This window comes from Proteus hauseri (assembly GCF_040139125.1).
Taxonomy (GTDB): Bacteria; Pseudomonadota; Gammaproteobacteria; order Enterobacterales; family Enterobacteriaceae; genus Proteus; species Proteus hauseri_B.
In genome coordinates, this window is sequence record NZ_JBEEUB010000006.1 from 220,163 (window position 1) to 239,348 (window position 19,186).

A 19,186-nucleotide genomic window follows, 5' to 3' on the forward strand; every position below is an offset into this window, starting at 1 on the left:
AATGATAATAAATTATCACCGTTAAATTAAAATAATTATTTTATTGTTATTTATTAGTGAGTTATTTATTTATCGCATAAAGCTCACACTAGTTATCATTATTGATAATTTATCATTTAAATAAAACCGCACAGATCACAGCTTTCTCTTTTCAAAAAATAAGTCCTCTTTCTTTTTATTTAATAATTCAATTTAAAATCAATGAGATAAATTTATTTTTCACTCAATTTTATCTCATTGGCATGCTTATTGCCCTATAGAACATAACCCTTGTTTTCTGATTAATAGCGATATCTGGTTATCGCTGATTTTTAAAGCGTGATTAAGAGGTAATTCCATGCAGGAGCAATTGCAGTATCTGATTAACCAAAGTTCGTTTACGCGAAAACCTACCGCGGCACTCACCCCTTTTTGTTATGAGGAGTTAGTAAAAGCGTTGGATTTTCATAGAACTATTCCTGGATACGCACCTACACCGTTATTTCATTTACCCCAATTAGCGAAAACATTGGGCGTTGGCGAGTTATATCTCAAAGATGAGTCTTTCCGTTTTGGTTTAAAAGCATTTAAGGCTTTGGGCGGTGCTTATGCGATGGCGCGTCATATTGCGGATTTCCTCGAAATGGACATCAGTGAATTACCTTATGAGGTAATGATCAGTGATCAGATCAGGAAAAAGTTAAATGGCGTTACTTTTGCCACAACCACTGACGGGAATCATGGACGTGGCGTTGCTTGGATGGCAAGACAGTTAAAGCAAAAAGCGGTTGTTTATATGCCAAAAGGTTCTTCACAAGAGCGTCTTGATGCCATCTTACGCGAAGGTGCAGTGGCTGAGATTGTGGATATGAACTACGACGATGCGGTGAGAATGACCGCTGAAATGGCAGAGAAATATGGCTGGATAGTGGTTCAAGATACCGCATGGGAAGGCTATGAAGAGATCCCTCTTTGGATAATGCAAGGTTACGGCACTTTAATGCTGGAATCACTCGCACAATTACATGAAGTACCACCAACACACGTGTTTGTTCAGGCGGGCGTAGGTTCTTTTGCGGGTATGGTGCAAGGCATGGTCACCGCAGCTTATGGTGATAACGCACCGAAAGTTATTGTTGCTGAGGCGCGTATTGCAGACTGTTTATATCAATCAGCGGTATCAGGAAAAGCAGATGCAATACCTGTTGGCGGCGATTTACAAACCGTTATGGCAGGGCTTGCTTGTGGTGAAGCTAACAGTATTGGTTGGAATTTATTACGTGACTATTCAGCGGCATTTTTCTCTTGCCCTGATGCAGTTGCGACTAGGGGAATGCGGATTTTGGGTAATCCATTACCCGGAGATCCGCACATCATTTCTGGTGAATCTGGCGCGGTAACAACAGGGTTGCTCTCAATTTTGATGCAATCGCCTGTTTATCAAGACGCAAAAGAAACACTGGGATTAGATGAAAATGCACGAGTGCTTGTAATAAGCACTGAAGGTGACACCGATCCAGAACGTTATCGCGATATCGTTTGGGATGGCGAGTTACCTAGCTTCAAACAATTTTAAAAAACAAATAAGTCATTTGGAGTGAAAGTATGTTATCAGCAAACCGATTCGATGAAGTAATTAACAATTGCCAATTATTAATCCAACAAAAAAGCTATTCAGGTGAAGAAGGTAATGTTGTCAACGTCATAGAAAAAATGATGAAAAGCTATGATTTTGACGATATCCATATTGATAAATACGGCAATATTATTGGCGGGATCATAGGAAAACAGCCAGGGAAAACCCTTATTTTTGACGGGCATATTGATACTGTTCCTGTGAGTGAGCGCGATTGGAAAGAAAAACCGTATGGCGCAGAAATTAAAGACGGCAAAATTTATGGTCGTGGTACCAGTGATATGAAAGGTGCTGTTGCGGCAATGATTTCTGCTATTGGTTTTTATGGTCAAGATAATCAGCGTAATTTTGCTGGTCGTATTTATGTTTCTTGTATTGTGCATGAAGAGTGTTTTGAAGGTGTTGCGGCAAGATTAGTGACTGAGCGCTATAAACCTGACTATGTGGTTATTGGCGAAGCCTCTGAACTGAACTTAAAAATAGGGCAACGTGGACGCGCTGAAATTGTTGTCGAAACCTTTGGTAAACCTGCGCACTCTGCTAATCCAGATGCGGGGATCAACTCCGTCTATAAAATGGCAAAACTGATCGAGAAGATCAGAACCTTAACGCCATCGGTTCATCCAGTATTAGGCAAGGGGATCCTTGAATTAACCGATATTAAATCCTCGCCTTATCCTGGTGCTTCTGTTGTGCCTGAATATTGTCGTGCCACTTATGATCGCCGCTTATTAGTGGGTGAAACAAAAGAAGGCGTGCTGGCTCCACTGCAAAAAGCAATAGATGAATTAGCGGCAGTTGATGCTGATTTTAAAGCCAAAGTCTCTTACGCCTATGGTACTGAGAAATGCTATACCGGTGCCACTATTGAAGGCGAACGATTCTTCCCGGGGTGGGTATTAGAAGAGAGTGACTCTTATGTACAAGATGTACTAAAAGGGCTACGAGATTCAGGCTTTGAACCTAGCGTTACACAATACTCTTTCTGCACTAACGGCAGCCATTATGCGGGTGAAGCTGGCATTAAAACCATTGGCTTTGGTCCATCTCGCGAGAACTTGGCACATACCATTGATGAATATATTGAGATTGAGCAACTGACTGGTGCTGCTAAGGGTTATTACAGCATTATGAGTAGCCTTTATCACAATTAATCCTATTAGCAGCGTCTCTGGCTTTGTCAGCAGAGACGCTGTGGAGATAACGCAATGAAAACAATATTTAAAAATGCCACTGTAATTGATGGAACAGGGGCAAGTGCATTTCAGGCTGACGTTGTGGTTAATGAAGGGAAAATAACAAAAATCGGTCAGGTTGATACCCATATTAATGATCAAATTATCGATGCTACAGGACAAATAGTTTGCCCCGGTTTTATTGATACGCATACGCACTCAGATTTATCCGCGCTGTTAAATCCTGCATTATCAGCAAAAATTCGCCAAGGTATTACCACTGAATTATTAGGGCAAGATGGCGTCGCTTTAGCACCATTACCAGAACAGTATATTTCTGCATGGCGTAAAAATATTGCGGGTTTAGATGGTGATTCAGACAGTATTGATTGGCATTTCAAAAATACCGAAGGTTATTTAGGTATGTTGGAAGCCAGAGGATCTGCAACGAATCTCGCTTATCTTGTTCCTCATGGCAATATTCGCATGGAAGCGATGGGCTTAGAAGGTAATCCATCCACGCGTGAAGATGTCGCCAAAATGTGTGAGATCTTAGAACGTGAATTAAAAGCGGGTGCTTTTGGCTTATCCACAGGGCTAATTTATATGCCTTGCGCCTTTGGTGATACCGCAGAAATGATTGAGTTATGCAAAGTTACGGCAAAACATAACGGTATATTTGTGGTGCACCAACGTAGTGAAGCTGACGATATTATTCAATCTACTCAAGAACTTATTGATATTGCGAAAGCCTCTGGTGTTTGGTTGCATATTTCCCATATGAAAGTGTGTGGTAAGAAGAACTGGGGATTAATTGACGAAATGCTAGGCATGTTAGAGCAAGCTCAAAAAGAGGGTGTTCGTATCTCTTTTGACCAATATCCTTATGTTGCAGGTAGCACCATGTTAGGGGTTATTTTACCACCGTGGGTACATGCCGGAGGCACTGAGAAACTATTAGAGCGCCTTGCTTCTCCAGAACTGCGTAAAAAAATGATTGAGGATATCGAAAAAGGGATTGCTGGTTGGGATAACTTTATTGATTTTGCAGGGCTAGAAAATATTTATGTGACTAGCTCTAAAACAGAGAAAAACCAAGATGCCGTAGGTTTGAGCTTAGTTGAGTTAGGAAAACTCAGAGGTAAGGATCCTTATAACGCGACTTTCGACCTGTTATATGAAGAAGAAAATGCGGTAGGAATGGTGGATTTTTACGGTACTGAAGAGCACGTGATTAAATTCTTATGTCGCCCAGAACAGAATGTCTGTACTGATGGTTTAATGGGCGCGGGTAAGCCACATCCTCGGGTATTTGGTGCGTTTCCTCGAGTTTTAGGTAAGTACGTTAGAGAAGAAAAATGCCTAACGTGGGAACAAGCAATCCGCAAAATGACAGGAAAACCGGCAGAAGTACTTCGATTAACCGACAGAGGTTTAATTAAAGAAGGTTATGCCGCGGATATCGTGATGTTCAATCCTGAAACCATTATTGATAAAGGTACGTTTGTTGAGCCAAACCAATATCCAGAAGGCATTAATTTGGTGATGGTTAATGGTCGTATCGCATTGATTAATGGTGTGGAAAGTTACGCCTGTCGCGGTGAAGTATTAAGAGCATAACAACACAATAACGCTCTCAATATTTAAATCTTATCTCTGTTATCGCGGCTGTTTTTCAGCCGTGATGGTTTCCCCTTACCTGAGGAACAGGAAAATGAGTTCAAATATTATTCCAGACCTTCATCAGAAAAAAACATGGAAAGCTCGTTATACCGTTTTATCCTTGATTTGGTTAGCATGGTTACTTTCATTCTTAGATAGAATGGTAATGAGTGTTTCATTACCTTTTATTGGGCGAGATTTGAACCTTGATACCACGCAACAAGGCTTAATTATCAGTGCGTTTTTTGTCGGTTATGCGGCATTCCAAATACCCGGTGGTTTTTTAGCTGACCGCTTTGGTGCGCGCAAAATTATGGCTATCGGGATTGCATGGTGGTCGGTATTTACTAGCTTAACGGGGATGGTTTTTACGCTACCCTTACTTTTAGCCGTTCGGTTCTTATTTGGTATTGGTGAAGGTTGTTTTCCATCAGCATCTTGGAAAATGATCTCAACCTATTTCCCTTCTAAAGAGCGTGGTCGTGCTACTGCAATTCAATCTACTGTAAATACATTAGGACCTGCTTTAGCGGTGATCGTCGCTGCCAGTATTATCGGTGCGTTTGGCTGGCATATGGTGTTTATTATTTTAGGTATACCGGGGCTGGCTATTGCAGCAGGGATCTACTTCTTTACCCGTGATAATCCTAAAGATCATCCTAGTATTACTCAGCAAGATCTCGATGAATTAGCTGCGGATGGTACATTAACGGATAAACCCGTTGAAGCTGTGCCTTTTAAAGATGTTTTAAAAATGCCCGTGTTATGGCAAATGGCGGCAATTTGGTTTTTATTTGATATTACCTTTTGGGGCTTCTCTACTTGGTTACCAAGTTATTTAATTACCGTTCGTGAATTCTCATTAGCAAAAACGGGGGTAATGGCAGCAATTCCATTCTTATTTGGTGCTGGTGGTACTCTATTAGGCGGTTATGTTTCTGATAAATGTAAATCTCAACGTAAATGGTTATATATGGTCACTGCGGTAATTGCAGCGGGTTTCTTATATATGACTTATACCGTTGAAAGTGCCGATATGGCAGTTGTTTATCAGTGTGTTTCAGCTCTGTTTATGTTCTTTGCGATGGCTATGTTCTGGGGAATTTTAATGGATACCATTCCTAATAAAATCATGGGACGTGCTTCAGGTATCGTAAACTTCGGTGGTCAAATGGCTGGTGTGGTTTCTGCACCCGTAATGGGCTTTTTAATTAAAGCGAGCGGTGGTAGCTATGACAGTGCATTTATCTTTATGATAATTGCCTTGGTTGCATCTGCGGTTGTTACCTTTACGGTTAAAATGAGAAACCCAGCAGTACAAGCTTAATTAATAAACGTTAATAATATTTATATTAAATAATAGCAATATTGTTAGGGAAAACTGTCTCTAATAATAGAAAACCGAAAATTAACCATAAGATTTTTTTAATTAAATAGTTATTGTCTATTATTAAGATATCAATTTAACTATCTTATTACTCGTGCTATTTTTTCAAAATAGAAAAGAGTCTTAAATTAAGAAAATTAAATTAAAAATTATTTATATAAAATTAGCTAACAATAAAAGCCACAACATTAATGCAATGCCGTGGCTTTATTACTTTTTTAAAAGACTACATTAAAAGACTACATTAAAACGACTACATTAAGATTACCGCTTTAATCGTGTTTATTTTGAAACTAAAACAAAATCATTCCCCGAAAAACAGAGCGCTGCATTACCACGAATGACCCGATGGTGTGCAATATGTCGCTGGCTATTTAACGAAGCTTGTTGTTTCATCATATAAGTCTCTAAATGCCATGCAATAAGTTGTTTAGCCAGCTTTTTATTGGCATGCTGGCTGCGTTCTGATTGCACTTTTACACTAATACCTGTGGCAATATGTGTGGCTCTGACCGCAGATTCTGTTTTATTTACATGCTGACCACCGGGACCATTAGAACGCATGGTCTCAAATACAATTTCGTTGTCATTAATTTCATCGGGTTGTTCAAAACAAGCAATCCCAATAAACCAATTCTTACGTTTATGTTTTGGTCTTAAGGTACTAGCACATTGCCATTGCACTGAACCTGTCCATTGTTGAGCAATCGCTTGTGCATCTTCGCCTTCAATAGAGACTAATGCTGATTTTAAGCCATAACGTGAAGGCTCTTTCTCAAGTAGTGCTATTTTTGCTTGCCGCTTTTCGGTCGATTTTAAAAAGTAGTGCAGCGCTTTTTCAACGGCTAAACAGCACTCTTCAGGTCCTTGAGCAGAGGAAAATTGTAATAACATGTTATGCCATCTCCCCACTGGTTTTGTAGGTTATCAGTGGTTTTAAACGTGCAATAACGTCGATTAATCCCATGCTCACCATGCTTTCTACTACGGTTTCAATCGATTTATAAGATTGAGGAGCTTCTTCATAAATCAACTGTTTATTCGCACAAATAACACGGCTTCCTAATGATGTGCGAGAAAGCTGCAATGGTGTAAAGCGATGAGATAAACGTCCTTTGCATTCAGTGCGCATCCATTTTCTACCGGCTCCATGAGGTAACGAATTTAAGCTTAAATCTGAAGCAATAGGTTTCACAATATAGCTATAGTCACCACGAGAACCCGGGATCACAACAAGGTCATGATGCGCAGGTGTTGCCCCTTTACGATGTAGCCAACCTTGTTGACCATGTAATTCACAAGGCTCAACGAGATTATGGTTAACATCCGCAATGATATGACCTTGAGTGCGAATTTGTTGCATCATTCTTTCACCAATTAGCTGGCGATTAAACTCGGCATAACGGAGTGCATCGTTATGGGCAAGCAGATAATCACTCGCCATTTCAGTACCTTCTTCTAAACCTTTATGACCAAATTGTTCAGTGTGGGCGCGTAAAATAGATTGTCCTAATCCACGAGAACCACTATGCACTAATAACAATAACTGTTTTTTATTAATGCCACTTTCAGCGAATAGGGTTTCATTCACGACTTGGTCAATTTGTTGAAACTCGGCAAAATGATTACCACCGCCAATAGATCCTAAAGAGCCAGCAAAAGGGTGATTCTGTATCGCTTCTGGCAGATTTTCTTCTAGCCATTCAGAAGAGGCGATATCACTCATTTCACTTAATTGCTTTTCGAGTTTATCTAAATTGAGTTTATTGTTTTTAAATTCGGTCTGAAATAATGTCATACCACAGCCGATATCATTACCGACTAAAGCAGGGTAAAAACGATTAACAGAGAAAAATGCGGCGCCAATAGGATAACCACGACCAGGATGTAAATCTGGCATGCCAGCAACATAAGCCATATCAGGGAGTTGCGCAGTAATTTCTAATTGTTGGATTGCTTTGCTTTCAATCCAAGTATCATCCGACGCGATATAACAAACGCGGTCAGATAAATAATGAACACACTTGTCCATATACCAATCCATATAATGTAAAGGATAAAAAAATAAATTGATTGGCGGACAGCAAAAAGAAGGAAAAAAGGATTACTTCTGAGATTGTCCGCAAAGAGTATTCATATTAGTTGTTGCCATGGGATACCTCCTTGCAGTTAAGTTAAATGGGTGTTTAATAATAAATCGCGTGCATAGTAACCACTTTTTTTTGCTTTGGCAATGGGCAAGTGGCTAAGTTTATTTTTAATTTTAACAGAAGACAAAACCAAGAAACGTTATTTTATTTAAGTGTTACTTTTATCAAATCGCTATTTTAGTTAATGATAAAAGTTAAAACTTAAATTAATAAATTACTTTTACAGAGCTTTTTCGGCAATAAGCTTCATAGTCATCTGTTAATTTTCTATCAGTGATCACAACATCAAATAGCGCTAAATCGCCCATATTTCCTGTCGCGGTTTCATCAAAACAGTGATATTTGGTGAGTAGAATTTTGCGAATAGATTTATCCATCGCTTTTTTCTTCATATAAAGATCGTCGATGTTATAACAGGTGACGCCGAAATCGAGATGAACACCTTCTGCGGAAATAAAGGCTTTTTTAGGATTAATGCTATCAAGGTAAGAAGGTTGGGTTGGGTTGTAAAAAGAGTCACTTTTAGGGCGATATTCTCCGCCACACAGCAATGCAGTGGCGTTTTTTTTCTGACTTAATGCAAGAAATACCCGATGTGAATAACAAATTCCCGTAAAGTGAAGATTATCTGGAATAAGCTCAATCAGAGCTGGAATTGATTGACCGTTATCGAAAAATAGGACATCACCCTCTGAGACCATGCCAGCGGCAAGGTTCGGAATGTGTAGCTCTTGGGTTTGGTCGGGAGTGATAATATCTGATGATGTTGCCATTAACCCTGCATGAGGTTGTGCCAAAGCAACGATATAACCACCGAGAAGTGACATAGGAAATGGGTTTTCTGAATCAGAACTCAAATCACGGCGGATAGTCATTTCTGAAACTTCAAGGATCCTTGCGGCGTCTTTAAGATGTATGCGACCTGAGCGTTTAATGCATTCACTGAGGCGGCGCAAACGTTCGTGCTGTTTGGTCTCTATCACCGAAGGATCCTTGTGTTAATTAATCGCGTACACCGAGAAAATGTACGCTAACTATATTAGTAGTTCGATTCTGGCGCATCTGAATCTGTCGCGATAGCAACACTGGCGCTAGCACCAATACGTGTTGCACCTGCTTCGATCATTTTCAGAGCAGTTTGACGATCACGAACACCACCTGATGCTTTTACGCCAACGTCGTCGCCAACAGTTGCACGCATTAACGCAACATGATGTTCTGTTGCACCCATTGTACTGTATCCTGTTGATGTTTTCACAAAATCAACGTGGATCTCACGACACATTTCACACACTAAACGTACTTCGTCGTCAGTTAATAAGCAAGCTTCTAAGATAACTTTCAATGTGGTGTTACCACAAGCCGCTTTAACGGCTTCAATATCTTGTTTTACGAAATCTAAACGACCGCTTTTTAACATACCGATGTTGATAACCATATCAACTTCTTGTGCGCCTTGACGAATTGCTTCAGCGGCTTCAAATGCTTTTGTTGCTGTTAAGCCAGCACCAAATGGGAAATCGATAACACAACATACTTTAACATCACTTCCTTTAAGGCAAGTTCTTGCTAAAGGGATATAAGAAGTGTTAATACAAACAGAGAAGAAACCGTGTTCTACCGCTTCAGCACACAATGTCTTGATTTGTGTTTCAGTTGTATCTGCAGCAAGAAGGGTATGATCGATATAATTAGCTAATGGACGCATAGTATATTCCTTAATAGAAAGATTGTTATTTATCACTCATGTGATTTTGGCAACATATTAGTGCTGTTCTAACGGGATAACAATCACAAATGATATTTAAATAACATGATATTGTTATACACCTATCAAAATGTAACTATTTTCACATTATAAATTTCACATAAGAGTAAGAGGCGCTATGGATATCGCAGTGATTGGTTCAAATATGGTGGATTTGATCACCTATATAGACCGTATGCCAAAAGAGGGAGAAACCCTTGAGGCGCCGGCATTTAAAATTGGTTGTGGTGGTAAGGGTGCAAACCAAGCGGTTGCTGCTGCAAAGTTGAATTCAAAAGTAATGATGTTAACAAAAGTAGGGGATGATATTTTTGCCGACAACACCATTATGAATTTAGAGTCTTATGGTATTAACACCCGTTATGTAGAAAAAGTACCAGGTACAACAAGTGGTGTTGCACCTATTTTTGTGACTTCCCAATCATCAAATAGCATTCTGATTGTCAAAGGCGCAAACCAGCATTTATCACCAGAGGATATTGATAGAGCGGCTGAAAGTCTGAAAAAGTGCAAAATTATTGTACTGCAATTAGAAATTCCCGTTGAAACGGTCTATCACGCAATAGAGTTCGGTAATAAACACGGTATCCCTGTGTTATTTAACCCTGCTCCTGCATCAAAAACCTTAGATTTAACTATTGCAGCACAGTGTGATTTTTTTGTTCCTAATGAGACAGAACTCGAAATTTTAACTGGAATGCCAATTACCACCATGGATGAAATTCGAGAAGCTGCTAGCTTTTTGCTGAGAAAAGGCTTTAAAAATATCATTGTCACCTTAGGTGAAAAAGGTGCGTTGTGGATGAATGGGGAAATGGAGAAATATATTCCTGCAATAGATGTTGATGCAATAGATACCAGCGGTGCTGGAGATGCCTTTATTGGCTGTTTCTCTCACTATTATGTACATACTGGCAATATCGAAGAGGCACTCAATAAAGCGGTGATGTTCTCTGGGTTAAGTGTCGCTGGTAAAGGTACTCAATCGTCATATCCAAGTATTGAAGAGTTTGGACAATTTTTAGCGCAAGCAAAGCAATAAACTCATCAACCATCTCTTTTGCACTCTCCTGATTGTTTAGCAGTATGATCAGGAGAGCTGATTTATTATCAAGTAGTTATATAACCCGCTTAAGAGCGATAAATTAATAACTAAAAGATATCGCCTAATTTAATGTGATCCATTTCACAAGATAATAACAAACAGAATTGAAATAAAATTTCATAAGATGTATTTTTGATTGAAATTTTGTTTCATTAAGGCTGTTACGATGAAAGATGATGCATTGAGCCAATGTCTTATAAATGAGAGTAATCAAGAAACCGCTCAGTTTTCTGAGTTAACACCATTAGAGCGAGTTACATTGATAAACAGTGCTGATATGACAGTGGCACAAGCCGTTCAAAAGGTATTGCCTACTATTGCTAAAACAGTAGAAGCAATTACTGAGCGACTAAAATCAGGTGGGCGTATATTTTATGTAGGCGCTGGCACGAGTGGCAGATTAGCTGTTTTAGATAGCGCAGAGTGTCCGCCTACTTTTGGTGTATCGCCCTCATTAGTGCAAGCCATTATTGCGGGTGGGCATGATGCGATGCTAAAAGCCGTTGAAAATATTGAAGATAGCCAAGGTGCAGCAATTGAAGAGCTTGAGCGTCGTGAGGTTAATGCAAAAGATGTTGTGATTGGCATAGCCGCAAGTGGTCGAACGCCTTTTACCGTTGCAGCATTGCAATATGGTAAAAAAATCAAAGCATTAACGGTATCTATCACTACGCGCGGCAAAAGTATTATGAGTGATATTGCCGATTTCTCCATTGCTCCTGATGTTGGTCCTGAAGTTTTAACGGGATCAACCAGAATGAAAAGTGGTACTGCGCAGAAGATGATTTTAGGTATGTTAAGTACCAGTGTGATGACTCAGCTTGGAAAAGTGCATAAAAACTTGATGGTTGATGTGATTGCCAGTAATGAAAAGCTACAACGACGTGCTGAAGGCATTGTTAGTGACGTTTGTGGCACTTCAACAGAAAAAGCAGCAGAGCTTTTAAATATGGTTGCTTACCATCCACGAAAAGCCATTTTGATGTATGAGTTGCACCTTAGCGTGGATAAAGTAGAACAGATAACACAGCAATATCCCTACCATTCATTACAACAACAGCTAGCCCTGTTTAATTAATAACAATATGAGTTAATACTCTTAAACTCTAGCAGGCACACTTATGGCTAATAAAATAGAACATCTCGACACGTTAGCATTAGAAATAGAAAAACAAGCGGGTGGGTTTCAAAATATCGCAACCTTAACCCACTGCATGACTCGTATTCGTTTAATTTTAAAAGATGGAGCACAGTTTAATGCTGATGCTTTAAAACAAGTTGAAGGCGTAAAGGGTGTTGTTTTTAATGGCGAACAACATCAGGTTATTGTTGGAATGGGAACCGCGGCAAAAGTCTATTCTATTATGAATAAACGGATGCAAAAAAATTCAGAAAATGACAATCAACAGCCTGCGTCAACACCAGTGAAAAAAGGTTTTTCAATTCGTCGCACACTAAATACATTAGCCGCCATTTTTGTACCGACAATTCCAGCATTAATTGGCTGTGGTTTGATTATGGGACTAATTAATATTATTCGATTAGTCGCACCGGGATTAGTCGAGCAATTTCCTGAGCTATTTAAATTATTTAAGCTGATTGGTAGCACCGTATTTGCTTATCTTTCTATTATGATTGGTATTAATACGGCAAAAGAGTTAGGTGCATCAACGTCTATTGGTGCGGTTATGGCTGGATTATTGGCGATGCCGGGACTTGCTGATATCACTTTATTGGGTGAAAAATTACAGCCTAATAGTGGCGGAATTTTTGCAGTATTAATGGTCGTGGTGTTCTCTTCAAAATTAGAATTATGGTTTCGTAGCATCGTTAAAGAGAGCCTAGATCTTATCTTAACGCCATTTGTCACTATTTTAGTCTCTTCACTGGTGGCGATAATGATTTTCCAACCTATTGGTCATTATCTTAATCAGTTATTAGCACAAGGTGTATCGCTGTCATTATTAAACCAAGGTGGTGGCGCTGTTGTGACGGGTGCGGCTTTAGGTGGAAGCTTCTTATTTTTACTATTAACGGGTCTACATCAAGGTTTAATCCCTATTCATACTGAGATTTTAAATACCTTCGGGTTAAACTATTTGTTCCCTATTTTAGCCATGGGCGGTATGGGGCAAGTCGGCTCTTGTTTTTGGGTCTATTTACGCACTAAAAATCAGCGCTTAAAGAAAACCTTAATGGGGGCATTACCTGTGGGAATTTTTGGTGTCGGTGAACCTTTATTATTTGGTGTGTCGTTACCATTAGGAAAACCTTTTATTGCAGGTTGTATTGGTGGTGCAGCGGGTGGCGCATTAATGGCTTATTTCCAAGTGGGGATTATTATTCCATTTGGTACCGCTGGGCTATCGTTAATTCCGTTAGTTGGTGATGGTCAGATTACTAAATTCTTAATTGCTGTATTAGGGGCATGGGTTGTTGGTTTTATTGCCAGTATCATCATTGGATTTACCGACCCCGAAAAATAAGCAAAAAATAGATAATGAAAAGGATAACAGCATGTCTTTTGTGACAAAAAAGCTCGAAAATTTACGTATGCAAGGCAAAGGAACTGAACAGCGTATAGCGCGTTACTTGCTGGAGAATAGCGAAAATATTGCCAGTATGAACGCTGCCGAGCTTGCGCTTAAAGCGGGTGTCAGTAGTGCATCTGTTATCCGATTTTCTCGTCAAATGGGATATAGCGGTTATCCTGAATTTAAAGTTGATTATCTTTCAGAAGAAAAGCAACAAAAAAGCAGTGGTGATGTGCTTTATGGCAACTTAGCCAAAACAGATACGACAGAGCAGATTATTACCAAAACAGGACATCTTTTTACTACAGCAATTCAAGACTCATTAGCGTTATTAGATGCCAAGGTTATTGATACGCTGGCTCAAAATATGGTGTCAGCAAAGCGTATTGTTTTATTTGGTATTGGTGCATCTGCCGTGGTTGCGAGTGATATTTTTCATAAATTAATTAGAGTCAATAAAAACGCCTTATTTAGCCCTGATTTACATGCGCAATTAGCTTACTCGGCGAATTTAACTTCAGAGGATTTAGCGATAGCGGTGACCGCTAGAGGAAATACAGTTGATATTAACCGCATGCTGAAATCAGCAAAACATGATCACTGCTTAACCGTTGCATTAACTCGTTTTGGTCAGGACGAAGCAACGCGGTTGGCTGATTATACTTTGCCTTATTTCTATGATGAGCAGCATTCTCAACTGGGCGTTATTACTCCCCAAGTTTTACAGATGGTGGCATTTGATGTGCTGTTTTTTAAATATATGACATTGGTCAATGAGCAGGCAGAAAAGGCATTATTAAAAGGACGACAAGCAGTTATGCAGGGGAATCAGTAAATGTTATTAGTCACCATATTAGCGGTTGGTGCAGCAATTGGTTTAATTATTAGCACAACAGGTGTTGGTGGTGGTGTTATTGTTTTACCTGTTTTAACGTACTTTTTTGGTATGGATGCATTAATGGCAGTCGCTACAGCTAATTTGCTCTCTATGCTAATGAAAGTGACCTCGTCATATATGCATTTTCGTTTAGGCAATATCCCGTTTAAACGGGCGATGATTGTATTAGGAATAATGCTACCAAGTACTTTTTTGGCAAGTGTATTGGTTAGTTATTTAGGATCACTACGTGAGTATCAGCAGCAAGTTGAATGGGGAATTAATGCGCTGGTGGTTGCAGCGATAGTTTTTTCTCTATTTTTATTTATACAGCGTATGTTTTTTTCATTGTCTAAAACTGTCGACGATAGTGCAGAATTGGCGCCACTCAATATTCGTGCTCTGTTATTACCCGCGGTTGCTGCGGGTGTGGTATTAGGAGCAACAGGCGTCGGGGGCGGTGTTGTTGTGCTGCCTTTGCTGTTGCGCTATGCCAATCTTTCTATTAAACAAGCCATTGGTACATCTATTTTTACTACCACGCTGTTATCAGGATCATCCGCTTTAGCGTATATGCAAGATGGTCATACTGACGTTCATCTTGCACTTATGCTATTTTTAGGCTCTTTAATCTCAATTCCGTTATCAAAGTGGTTGCTTATCCGAATGCCAGATCGCGTATTTCAATACGCCACACTTTTTTTAATTATGTGTAGTGCAGTCATGATGTTGGCGAGATTATTTTAATATTTAAATGTATCTACAATGTTAATAAGAATTAAATTCAGCAATGAGTTATAAAATTATATCTTATAAAATTTATGACTATTTTTTATATTTATTAATTAATTGAGCTGGATTAATAAGGTAATTATTATAATCATATTTTTAAATTTTTTAAGTGTTAACAGTATGTATTGATTGTCATTAAATTTAACTAAAACTAGTTTTAGTCATAAATAGATAATTGAGATGATAGTCACAATAATATTACTTTCTATATGTTTCACTTAAACCCTCGTTTTAATACCTATATAGGAGGGTGCTAGTATTATGGAAAATAATAATAGAAAAACGCCTCATATTAGACGTATTACCCATATCATGATGTATAAGCAACGGCAGTGCTTTCACTTCTCTGTATTTAACGGATAATTTTTCTCGTTAACAGTACAAAAATCATTCCCTAACCATATTGTTTTTCAATATTCTTGGGCGGATTTCTATTTTTAATAATAACGTATTTTCACTCTATTATTCTCAAAATAATTAGGAGATAGGATTATTATGTCTATTAATATTAAAGGCAGAAGTTTTTTAAAATTACTCGATTTTTCTTCTTATGAAATTCAATATTTATTGAAACTCTCTAAACATTTTAAATCATTAAAAATGGCGGGTATTCCTCATCGCTCACTTGAAGGTAAAAATATCGTTCTATTATTTGAAAAAACCTCAACACGGACTCGCTGTGCTTTTGAGGTTGCGGGTTATGATTTAGGTATGGGCGTGACTTATCTTGATCCAGGTTCATCTCAAATGGGTAAAAAAGAGTCTATCGAAGATACTGCGCGTGTTTTAGGGCGTTTTTATGATGGTATCGAATATCGTGGTTTTGATCAGTCATTAGTAGAAGAGTTGGCGGCAAAATCAGGTGTACCAGTATGGAATGGATTAACAGATAAATTCCACCCTACACAAATGTTAGCGGATATGCTGACTGTTGAAGAAAATTTTGGTCACTTAAAAGGGTTGAAACTGACATTCTTTGGTGATGCTCGTAACAATGTCGCGAACTCCTTAATGGTGGTCTGTGCCAAATTAGGGTTGCATTTTACCGCTTGTGGTCCTGCATCGTTAATGCCAGAAGAGGGATTGGTGAAAGTTTGTCGTGAAATTGCAGCTGAAAATGAGGGATCAATAACACTGACTGATGATGTTGAAAAAGGTGCCAAAGACGCGGATGTTTTATATACCGATATTTGGGTATCAATGGGGGAACCCGATAGCGTTTGGAGTGAAAGAATACGTCTATTAAAAGACTATCAAGTTAATGAATCAATGATGAAAATAGCAAACCCTCATGCAATTTTCTTACACTGTTTACCTTCATTCCATGATCGTTTAACGCTCATTGGTGAAGATATCTATCAAAAATTTGGTCTGTCTGAAATGGAAGTTGCCGATGGTGTTTTTGAATCTCGCCAATCAAAAGTGTTTGATCAAGCTGAAAACCGTATGCACACCATTAAAGCCGTTATGTTTGCCACACTAAACTAAAGCAAGGAGTCTAATATGCCTAAAAAGGTATTGATTGCTTTAGGTGGAAATGCACTAGGAAATACACCACTAGAGCAAAAACAGATAGTGAGAAAAACCGCAAAACCGATAGTAGATTTAGTGGAAAAGGGTTATCAAGTCATTATTGGTCATGGTAATGGTCCCCAAGTGGGGATGATCAATCTGGCAATGGATTATGCATCACAACAGAATATTGGCACTCCTTATATGCCATTTGCTGAATGTGGTGCGATGAGCCAAGGTTATATTGGTTATCATCTGCAACAAGCGATTAATGATGAGTTGTGTGCACGAAATCTACATAATGGTTGTGCCACGATTGTTACGCAAGTTGTGGTAGATAAACACGATCCTGCTTTTTTATCGCCAACAAAACCAATAGGTGCTTTTTATACTAAAGCGCAAGCAGAGGCTATTCAAAAAGAGCATGGTTTCCATTTTATGGAAGATGCCGGTCGAGGATATCGTCGTGTTATTCCTTCACCAAAACCATTAGAAATTGTTGAATCTTTAGTTATTAAGCAACTTGTAGAAAATAATGTGGTGGTTATTACTGTTGGTGGTGGTGGTATTCCTGTTATTCGTAAAAATGGTAGTTTAGCAGGTATTGATGCTGTTATTGATAAAGATAACTCAAGTTCTAAATTAGCTGTCGAATTAAAAGCAGAAACGTTATTAATATTAACCGCAGTAGATAAGGTTGCGATTCATTTTAATACACCTCAGCAAAAGAATTTAGATAAATTAACACTTTCTCAAGCACAAGAATATATAGATAAGGGTGAGTTTGCTAAAGGAAGTATGTTACCAAAAGTGGAGGCTTGTCTTAATTTTATTAAAGCAAGTGGTGCTTCATCTCAAGCCATTATTACTTCATTAGATAATGCATTATCTGCTTTAGAGGGGAAAACAGGCACTACAATTACCTTAAATTAATCTCAAATACGCTTTAATCAAAAATTAATTCTAATAATTAACTCTGTTGGATAGATATTATTTCTACTGGCAGAGTTACCTTCTTATTGAAGTCGAGGACGCTATGAAACTTAAAAAGTTTGCGTTTCCGACCGCTTTTACTATTTTATTTGCAATTACAGTAATTGTGGTTGGCTTAACATGGATTATTCCAGCCGGAGAATATGAACGACTAAGTTATAACTCCGTAGATTCATCATTAATGGTAGCAAAAATAGATGGTTCTAGTGAGGTATTACCTGCAACTCAATCAACATTGGATAATTTAAATGTTTCTATAGAAATAGATAAATTCACTGATGGAACAATAAAAAAGCCTATTGCTATTCCTGGTACTTATGAACGAGTTGCACAGCAACCCAAAGGTATTATGGATATTACCGAAAGTATGGTGAAAGGGACAATAGAAGGGGCGGATGTTATTGTTTTTATTTTAGTACTCGGTGGACTTATTGGTGTTGTTAATCAAACTGGCGCATTTAATGCGGGACTGTCGGCTCTGGCTAATAGAACTAAAGGGAAAGAGTTTTTGGTGGTTTTTGGTGTCACCATTATTTTATCTATTGGTGGTACAAGTTGTGGGATTGAAGAAGAGGCGGTTGCTTTTTATCCTATATTAGTACCGATATTCTTAATTCTAGGTTATGACGCGATTGTTTGTGTTGGGGCTATTTTCTTAGCTTCTTCAATGGGTGCCGGATTCTCAACGGTAAATCCTTTTTCTGTGGTTATTGCCTCGAATGCATCAGGAATTAATTTTATTGAAGGGATTGGCTTTCGTACTATAGGTCTTATTATCGGTACAATTGGTGTTATTGTTTATTTATATTGGTATTGCAAAAGAATTAAAAAAGATCCCTCTTTTTCTTATAACTATGAAAATGCCGAAAGTTTTAAACAGCGCTTTTTAAGCCATTATGATCCTAATGAGGTACTTGATTTTTCTTGGCGTCGAAAAATTATCTTGTGCCTATTTGTTGCCGCATTCCCAATAATGGTTTGGGGTGTTATGCATATGGGATGGTGGTTTCCACAAATGGCAGCACTTTTCTTGGCAATTGCTATCGTCATTATTTTTATTTCAGGCTTAAAAGAAAAAACGGCTATTGATGGATTTATTCATGGCGCTTCAGAATTAGTGGGTGTTTCGCTGATTATAGGTTTAGCTCGTGGTGTTAACCTTGTAATGGAACAAGGAAAAATAGCCGATACTATTTTGGAATTTATGTCTCATATGGTTGCAGGAATGCCACCAAGTTTATTCTTAATCGCCCAACTGTTGGTATTTATCTGTTTAGGATTTATTGTGCCATCGTCTTCTGGATTAGCCGTATTAGCAATGCCAATTATGGCACCATTAGCGGATGCGGTGGGGGTTCCTCGTTATATGGTGGTATCTGCGTATAACTGGGGGCAATATATTATGTTATTTTTAGCCCCAACAGGATTGGTATTAGCGACACTGCAAATGTTAGATATCTCTTATAATAAATGGCTCAAATTTATTATACCGATGGTGATATTTATGTTTGTACTGTCGGCGACATTATTACTGGTTCAAGTGGCACTGTTATAATTTGTGATTGATGTGTTTATTTAAGCGAGAATATTTTTTGTTATTCTGTATATATCAATTA

17 protein-coding genes are annotated in these 19,186 nt (G+C 38.5%); 13 read left to right on the plus strand and 4 right to left on the minus strand.

The features are described 5' to 3' along the window. Nucleotides 1-337: 337 nt before the first annotated feature. The 4 genes from dpaL (at nt 338) to ABN099_RS12015 (ending at nt 5,779) form a co-directional block, all read left to right on the plus strand. Complete coding sequence (gene dpaL / locus ABN099_RS12000; RefSeq protein WP_349464018.1) at nt 338-1,555, plus strand: diaminopropionate ammonia-lyase; 1,218 nt, start codon at nt 338-340, stop codon at nt 1,553-1,555. A gap of 29 nt (nt 1,556-1,584) precedes the next feature. Next, nucleotides 1,585-2,769, plus strand: coding sequence for a YgeY family selenium metabolism-linked hydrolase (locus ABN099_RS12005; RefSeq protein ID WP_349464019.1), 1,185 nt, complete (start codon nt 1,585-1,587; stop codon nt 2,767-2,769). Nucleotides 2,770-2,823: 54 nt separating this feature from the next. Then, nucleotides 2,824-4,410 carry an N-acyl-D-amino-acid deacylase family protein gene (locus ABN099_RS12010; protein WP_349464021.1) on the plus strand — a complete coding sequence of 529 codons (1,587 nt, stop codon included), beginning with the start codon at nt 2,824-2,826 and terminating at the stop codon, nt 4,408-4,410. Nucleotides 4,411-4,504: 94 nt separating this feature from the next. Beyond that, entirely contained in the window at nt 4,505-5,779 is a 1,275-nt protein-coding gene (locus ABN099_RS12015) for an MFS transporter (RefSeq protein ID WP_349464023.1), read from the plus strand. 342 nt (nt 5,780-6,121) lie between these two features. On the opposite strand, the gene prfH is transcribed toward ABN099_RS12015, so the two are convergent. The 4 genes from prfH to deoC all read right to left on the minus strand — a co-directional run bounded on the left by prfH (nt 6,122) and on the right by deoC (nt 9,697). Next, nucleotides 6,122-6,733, minus strand: coding sequence for a peptide chain release factor H (gene prfH, locus ABN099_RS12020; RefSeq protein WP_349464024.1), 612 nt, complete (start codon nt 6,731-6,733; stop codon nt 6,122-6,124). 1 nt (nt 6,734) lies between these two features. Beyond that, the gene (locus ABN099_RS12025) at nt 6,735-7,883 is read right to left on the minus strand and encodes an RNA ligase RtcB family protein (RefSeq protein ID WP_349464025.1); all 1,149 of its coding nucleotides are present in this window, start codon (nt 7,881-7,883) and stop codon (nt 6,735-6,737) included. 312 nt (nt 7,884-8,195) lie between these two features. Continuing rightward, the gene (locus ABN099_RS12030) at nt 8,196-8,972 is read right to left on the minus strand and encodes a DeoR family transcriptional regulator (protein WP_349464026.1); all 777 of its coding nucleotides are present in this window, start codon (nt 8,970-8,972) and stop codon (nt 8,196-8,198) included. A gap of 56 nt (nt 8,973-9,028) precedes the next feature. Further along, entirely contained in the window at nt 9,029-9,697 is a 669-nt protein-coding gene (deoC, locus tag ABN099_RS12035) for a deoxyribose-phosphate aldolase (protein ID WP_349464027.1), read from the minus strand. A 178-nt stretch (nt 9,698-9,875) separates the two neighbouring features. On the opposite strand from deoC, the gene rbsK reads away from it, so the two are divergent. The 9 genes from rbsK (at nt 9,876) to ABN099_RS12080 (ending at nt 19,125) form a co-directional block, all read left to right on the plus strand. Next, nucleotides 9,876-10,799, plus strand: a complete 924-nt coding sequence (gene rbsK, locus ABN099_RS12040) for a ribokinase (RefSeq protein WP_349464028.1) — start codon at nt 9,876-9,878, stop codon at nt 10,797-10,799. Nucleotides 10,800-11,028: 229 nt separating this feature from the next. Further along, complete coding sequence (gene murQ / locus ABN099_RS12045) at nt 11,029-11,940, plus strand: N-acetylmuramic acid 6-phosphate etherase (protein ID WP_349464029.1); 912 nt, start codon at nt 11,029-11,031, stop codon at nt 11,938-11,940. A 43-nt stretch (nt 11,941-11,983) separates the two neighbouring features. Continuing rightward, the gene (locus tag ABN099_RS12050) at nt 11,984-13,348 is read left to right on the plus strand and encodes a PTS transporter subunit EIIC (protein ID WP_349464030.1); all 1,365 of its coding nucleotides are present in this window, start codon (nt 11,984-11,986) and stop codon (nt 13,346-13,348) included. 31 nt (nt 13,349-13,379) lie between these two features. Further along, nucleotides 13,380-14,231, plus strand: coding sequence for a MurR/RpiR family transcriptional regulator (locus ABN099_RS12055; RefSeq protein WP_349464032.1), 852 nt, complete (start codon nt 13,380-13,382; stop codon nt 14,229-14,231). Further along, nucleotides 14,232-15,020, plus strand: coding sequence for a sulfite exporter TauE/SafE family protein (locus ABN099_RS12060; RefSeq protein WP_349464033.1), 789 nt, complete (start codon nt 14,232-14,234; stop codon nt 15,018-15,020). It begins immediately after the preceding gene. 306 nt (nt 15,021-15,326) lie between these two features. Next, nucleotides 15,327-15,428, plus strand: a complete 102-nt coding sequence (gene speFL, locus ABN099_RS12065) for a leader peptide SpeFL (RefSeq protein WP_106426928.1) — start codon at nt 15,327-15,329, stop codon at nt 15,426-15,428. A 132-nt stretch (nt 15,429-15,560) separates the two neighbouring features. Continuing rightward, entirely contained in the window at nt 15,561-16,553 is a 993-nt protein-coding gene (argF, locus tag ABN099_RS12070; RefSeq protein WP_349464034.1) for an ornithine carbamoyltransferase, read from the plus strand. 15 nt (nt 16,554-16,568) lie between these two features. Next, complete coding sequence (gene arcC, locus ABN099_RS12075) at nt 16,569-17,510, plus strand: carbamate kinase (RefSeq protein ID WP_349464035.1); 942 nt, start codon at nt 16,569-16,571, stop codon at nt 17,508-17,510. Nucleotides 17,511-17,613: 103 nt separating this feature from the next. Further along, entirely contained in the window at nt 17,614-19,125 is a 1,512-nt protein-coding gene (locus tag ABN099_RS12080) for a YfcC family protein (protein ID WP_349464036.1), read from the plus strand. Nucleotides 19,126-19,186 lie beyond the last annotated feature (61 nt).

Bases quoted from the DNA above. Each gene is read 5' to 3' on its own strand.
- argF (WP_349464034.1), top strand. From the start codon at position 15,561: ATGTCTATTAATATTAAAGGCAGAAGTTTTTTAAAATTACTCGATTTT.
- speFL (WP_106426928.1), top strand. From the start codon at position 15,327: ATGGAAAATAATAATAGAAAAACGCCTCATATTAGACGTATTACCCAT.
- ABN099_RS12060 (WP_349464033.1), top strand. From the start codon at position 14,232: ATGTTATTAGTCACCATATTAGCGGTTGGTGCAGCAATTGGTTTAATT.
- ABN099_RS12080 (WP_349464036.1), top strand. From the start codon at position 17,614: ATGAAACTTAAAAAGTTTGCGTTTCCGACCGCTTTTACTATTTTATTT.
- ABN099_RS12055 (WP_349464032.1), top strand. From the start codon at position 13,380: ATGTCTTTTGTGACAAAAAAGCTCGAAAATTTACGTATGCAAGGCAAA.
- rbsK (WP_349464028.1), top strand. From the start codon at position 9,876: ATGGATATCGCAGTGATTGGTTCAAATATGGTGGATTTGATCACCTAT.
- arcC (WP_349464035.1), top strand. From the start codon at position 16,569: ATGCCTAAAAAGGTATTGATTGCTTTAGGTGGAAATGCACTAGGAAAT.
- ABN099_RS12010 (WP_349464021.1), top strand. From the start codon at position 2,824: ATGAAAACAATATTTAAAAATGCCACTGTAATTGATGGAACAGGGGCA.
- ABN099_RS12005 (WP_349464019.1), top strand. From the start codon at position 1,585: ATGTTATCAGCAAACCGATTCGATGAAGTAATTAACAATTGCCAATTA.
- dpaL (WP_349464018.1), top strand. From the start codon at position 338: ATGCAGGAGCAATTGCAGTATCTGATTAACCAAAGTTCGTTTACGCGA.
- deoC (WP_349464027.1), bottom strand. From the start codon at position 9,697: ATGCGTCCATTAGCTAATTATATCGATCATACCCTTCTTGCTGCAGAT.
- ABN099_RS12050 (WP_349464030.1), top strand. From the start codon at position 11,984: ATGGCTAATAAAATAGAACATCTCGACACGTTAGCATTAGAAATAGAA.
- murQ (WP_349464029.1), top strand. From the start codon at position 11,029: ATGAAAGATGATGCATTGAGCCAATGTCTTATAAATGAGAGTAATCAA.
- prfH (WP_349464024.1), bottom strand. From the start codon at position 6,733: ATGTTATTACAATTTTCCTCTGCTCAAGGACCTGAAGAGTGCTGTTTA.
- ABN099_RS12025 (WP_349464025.1), bottom strand. From the start codon at position 7,883: ATGGATTGGTATATGGACAAGTGTGTTCATTATTTATCTGACCGCGTT.
- ABN099_RS12015 (WP_349464023.1), top strand. From the start codon at position 4,505: ATGAGTTCAAATATTATTCCAGACCTTCATCAGAAAAAAACATGGAAA.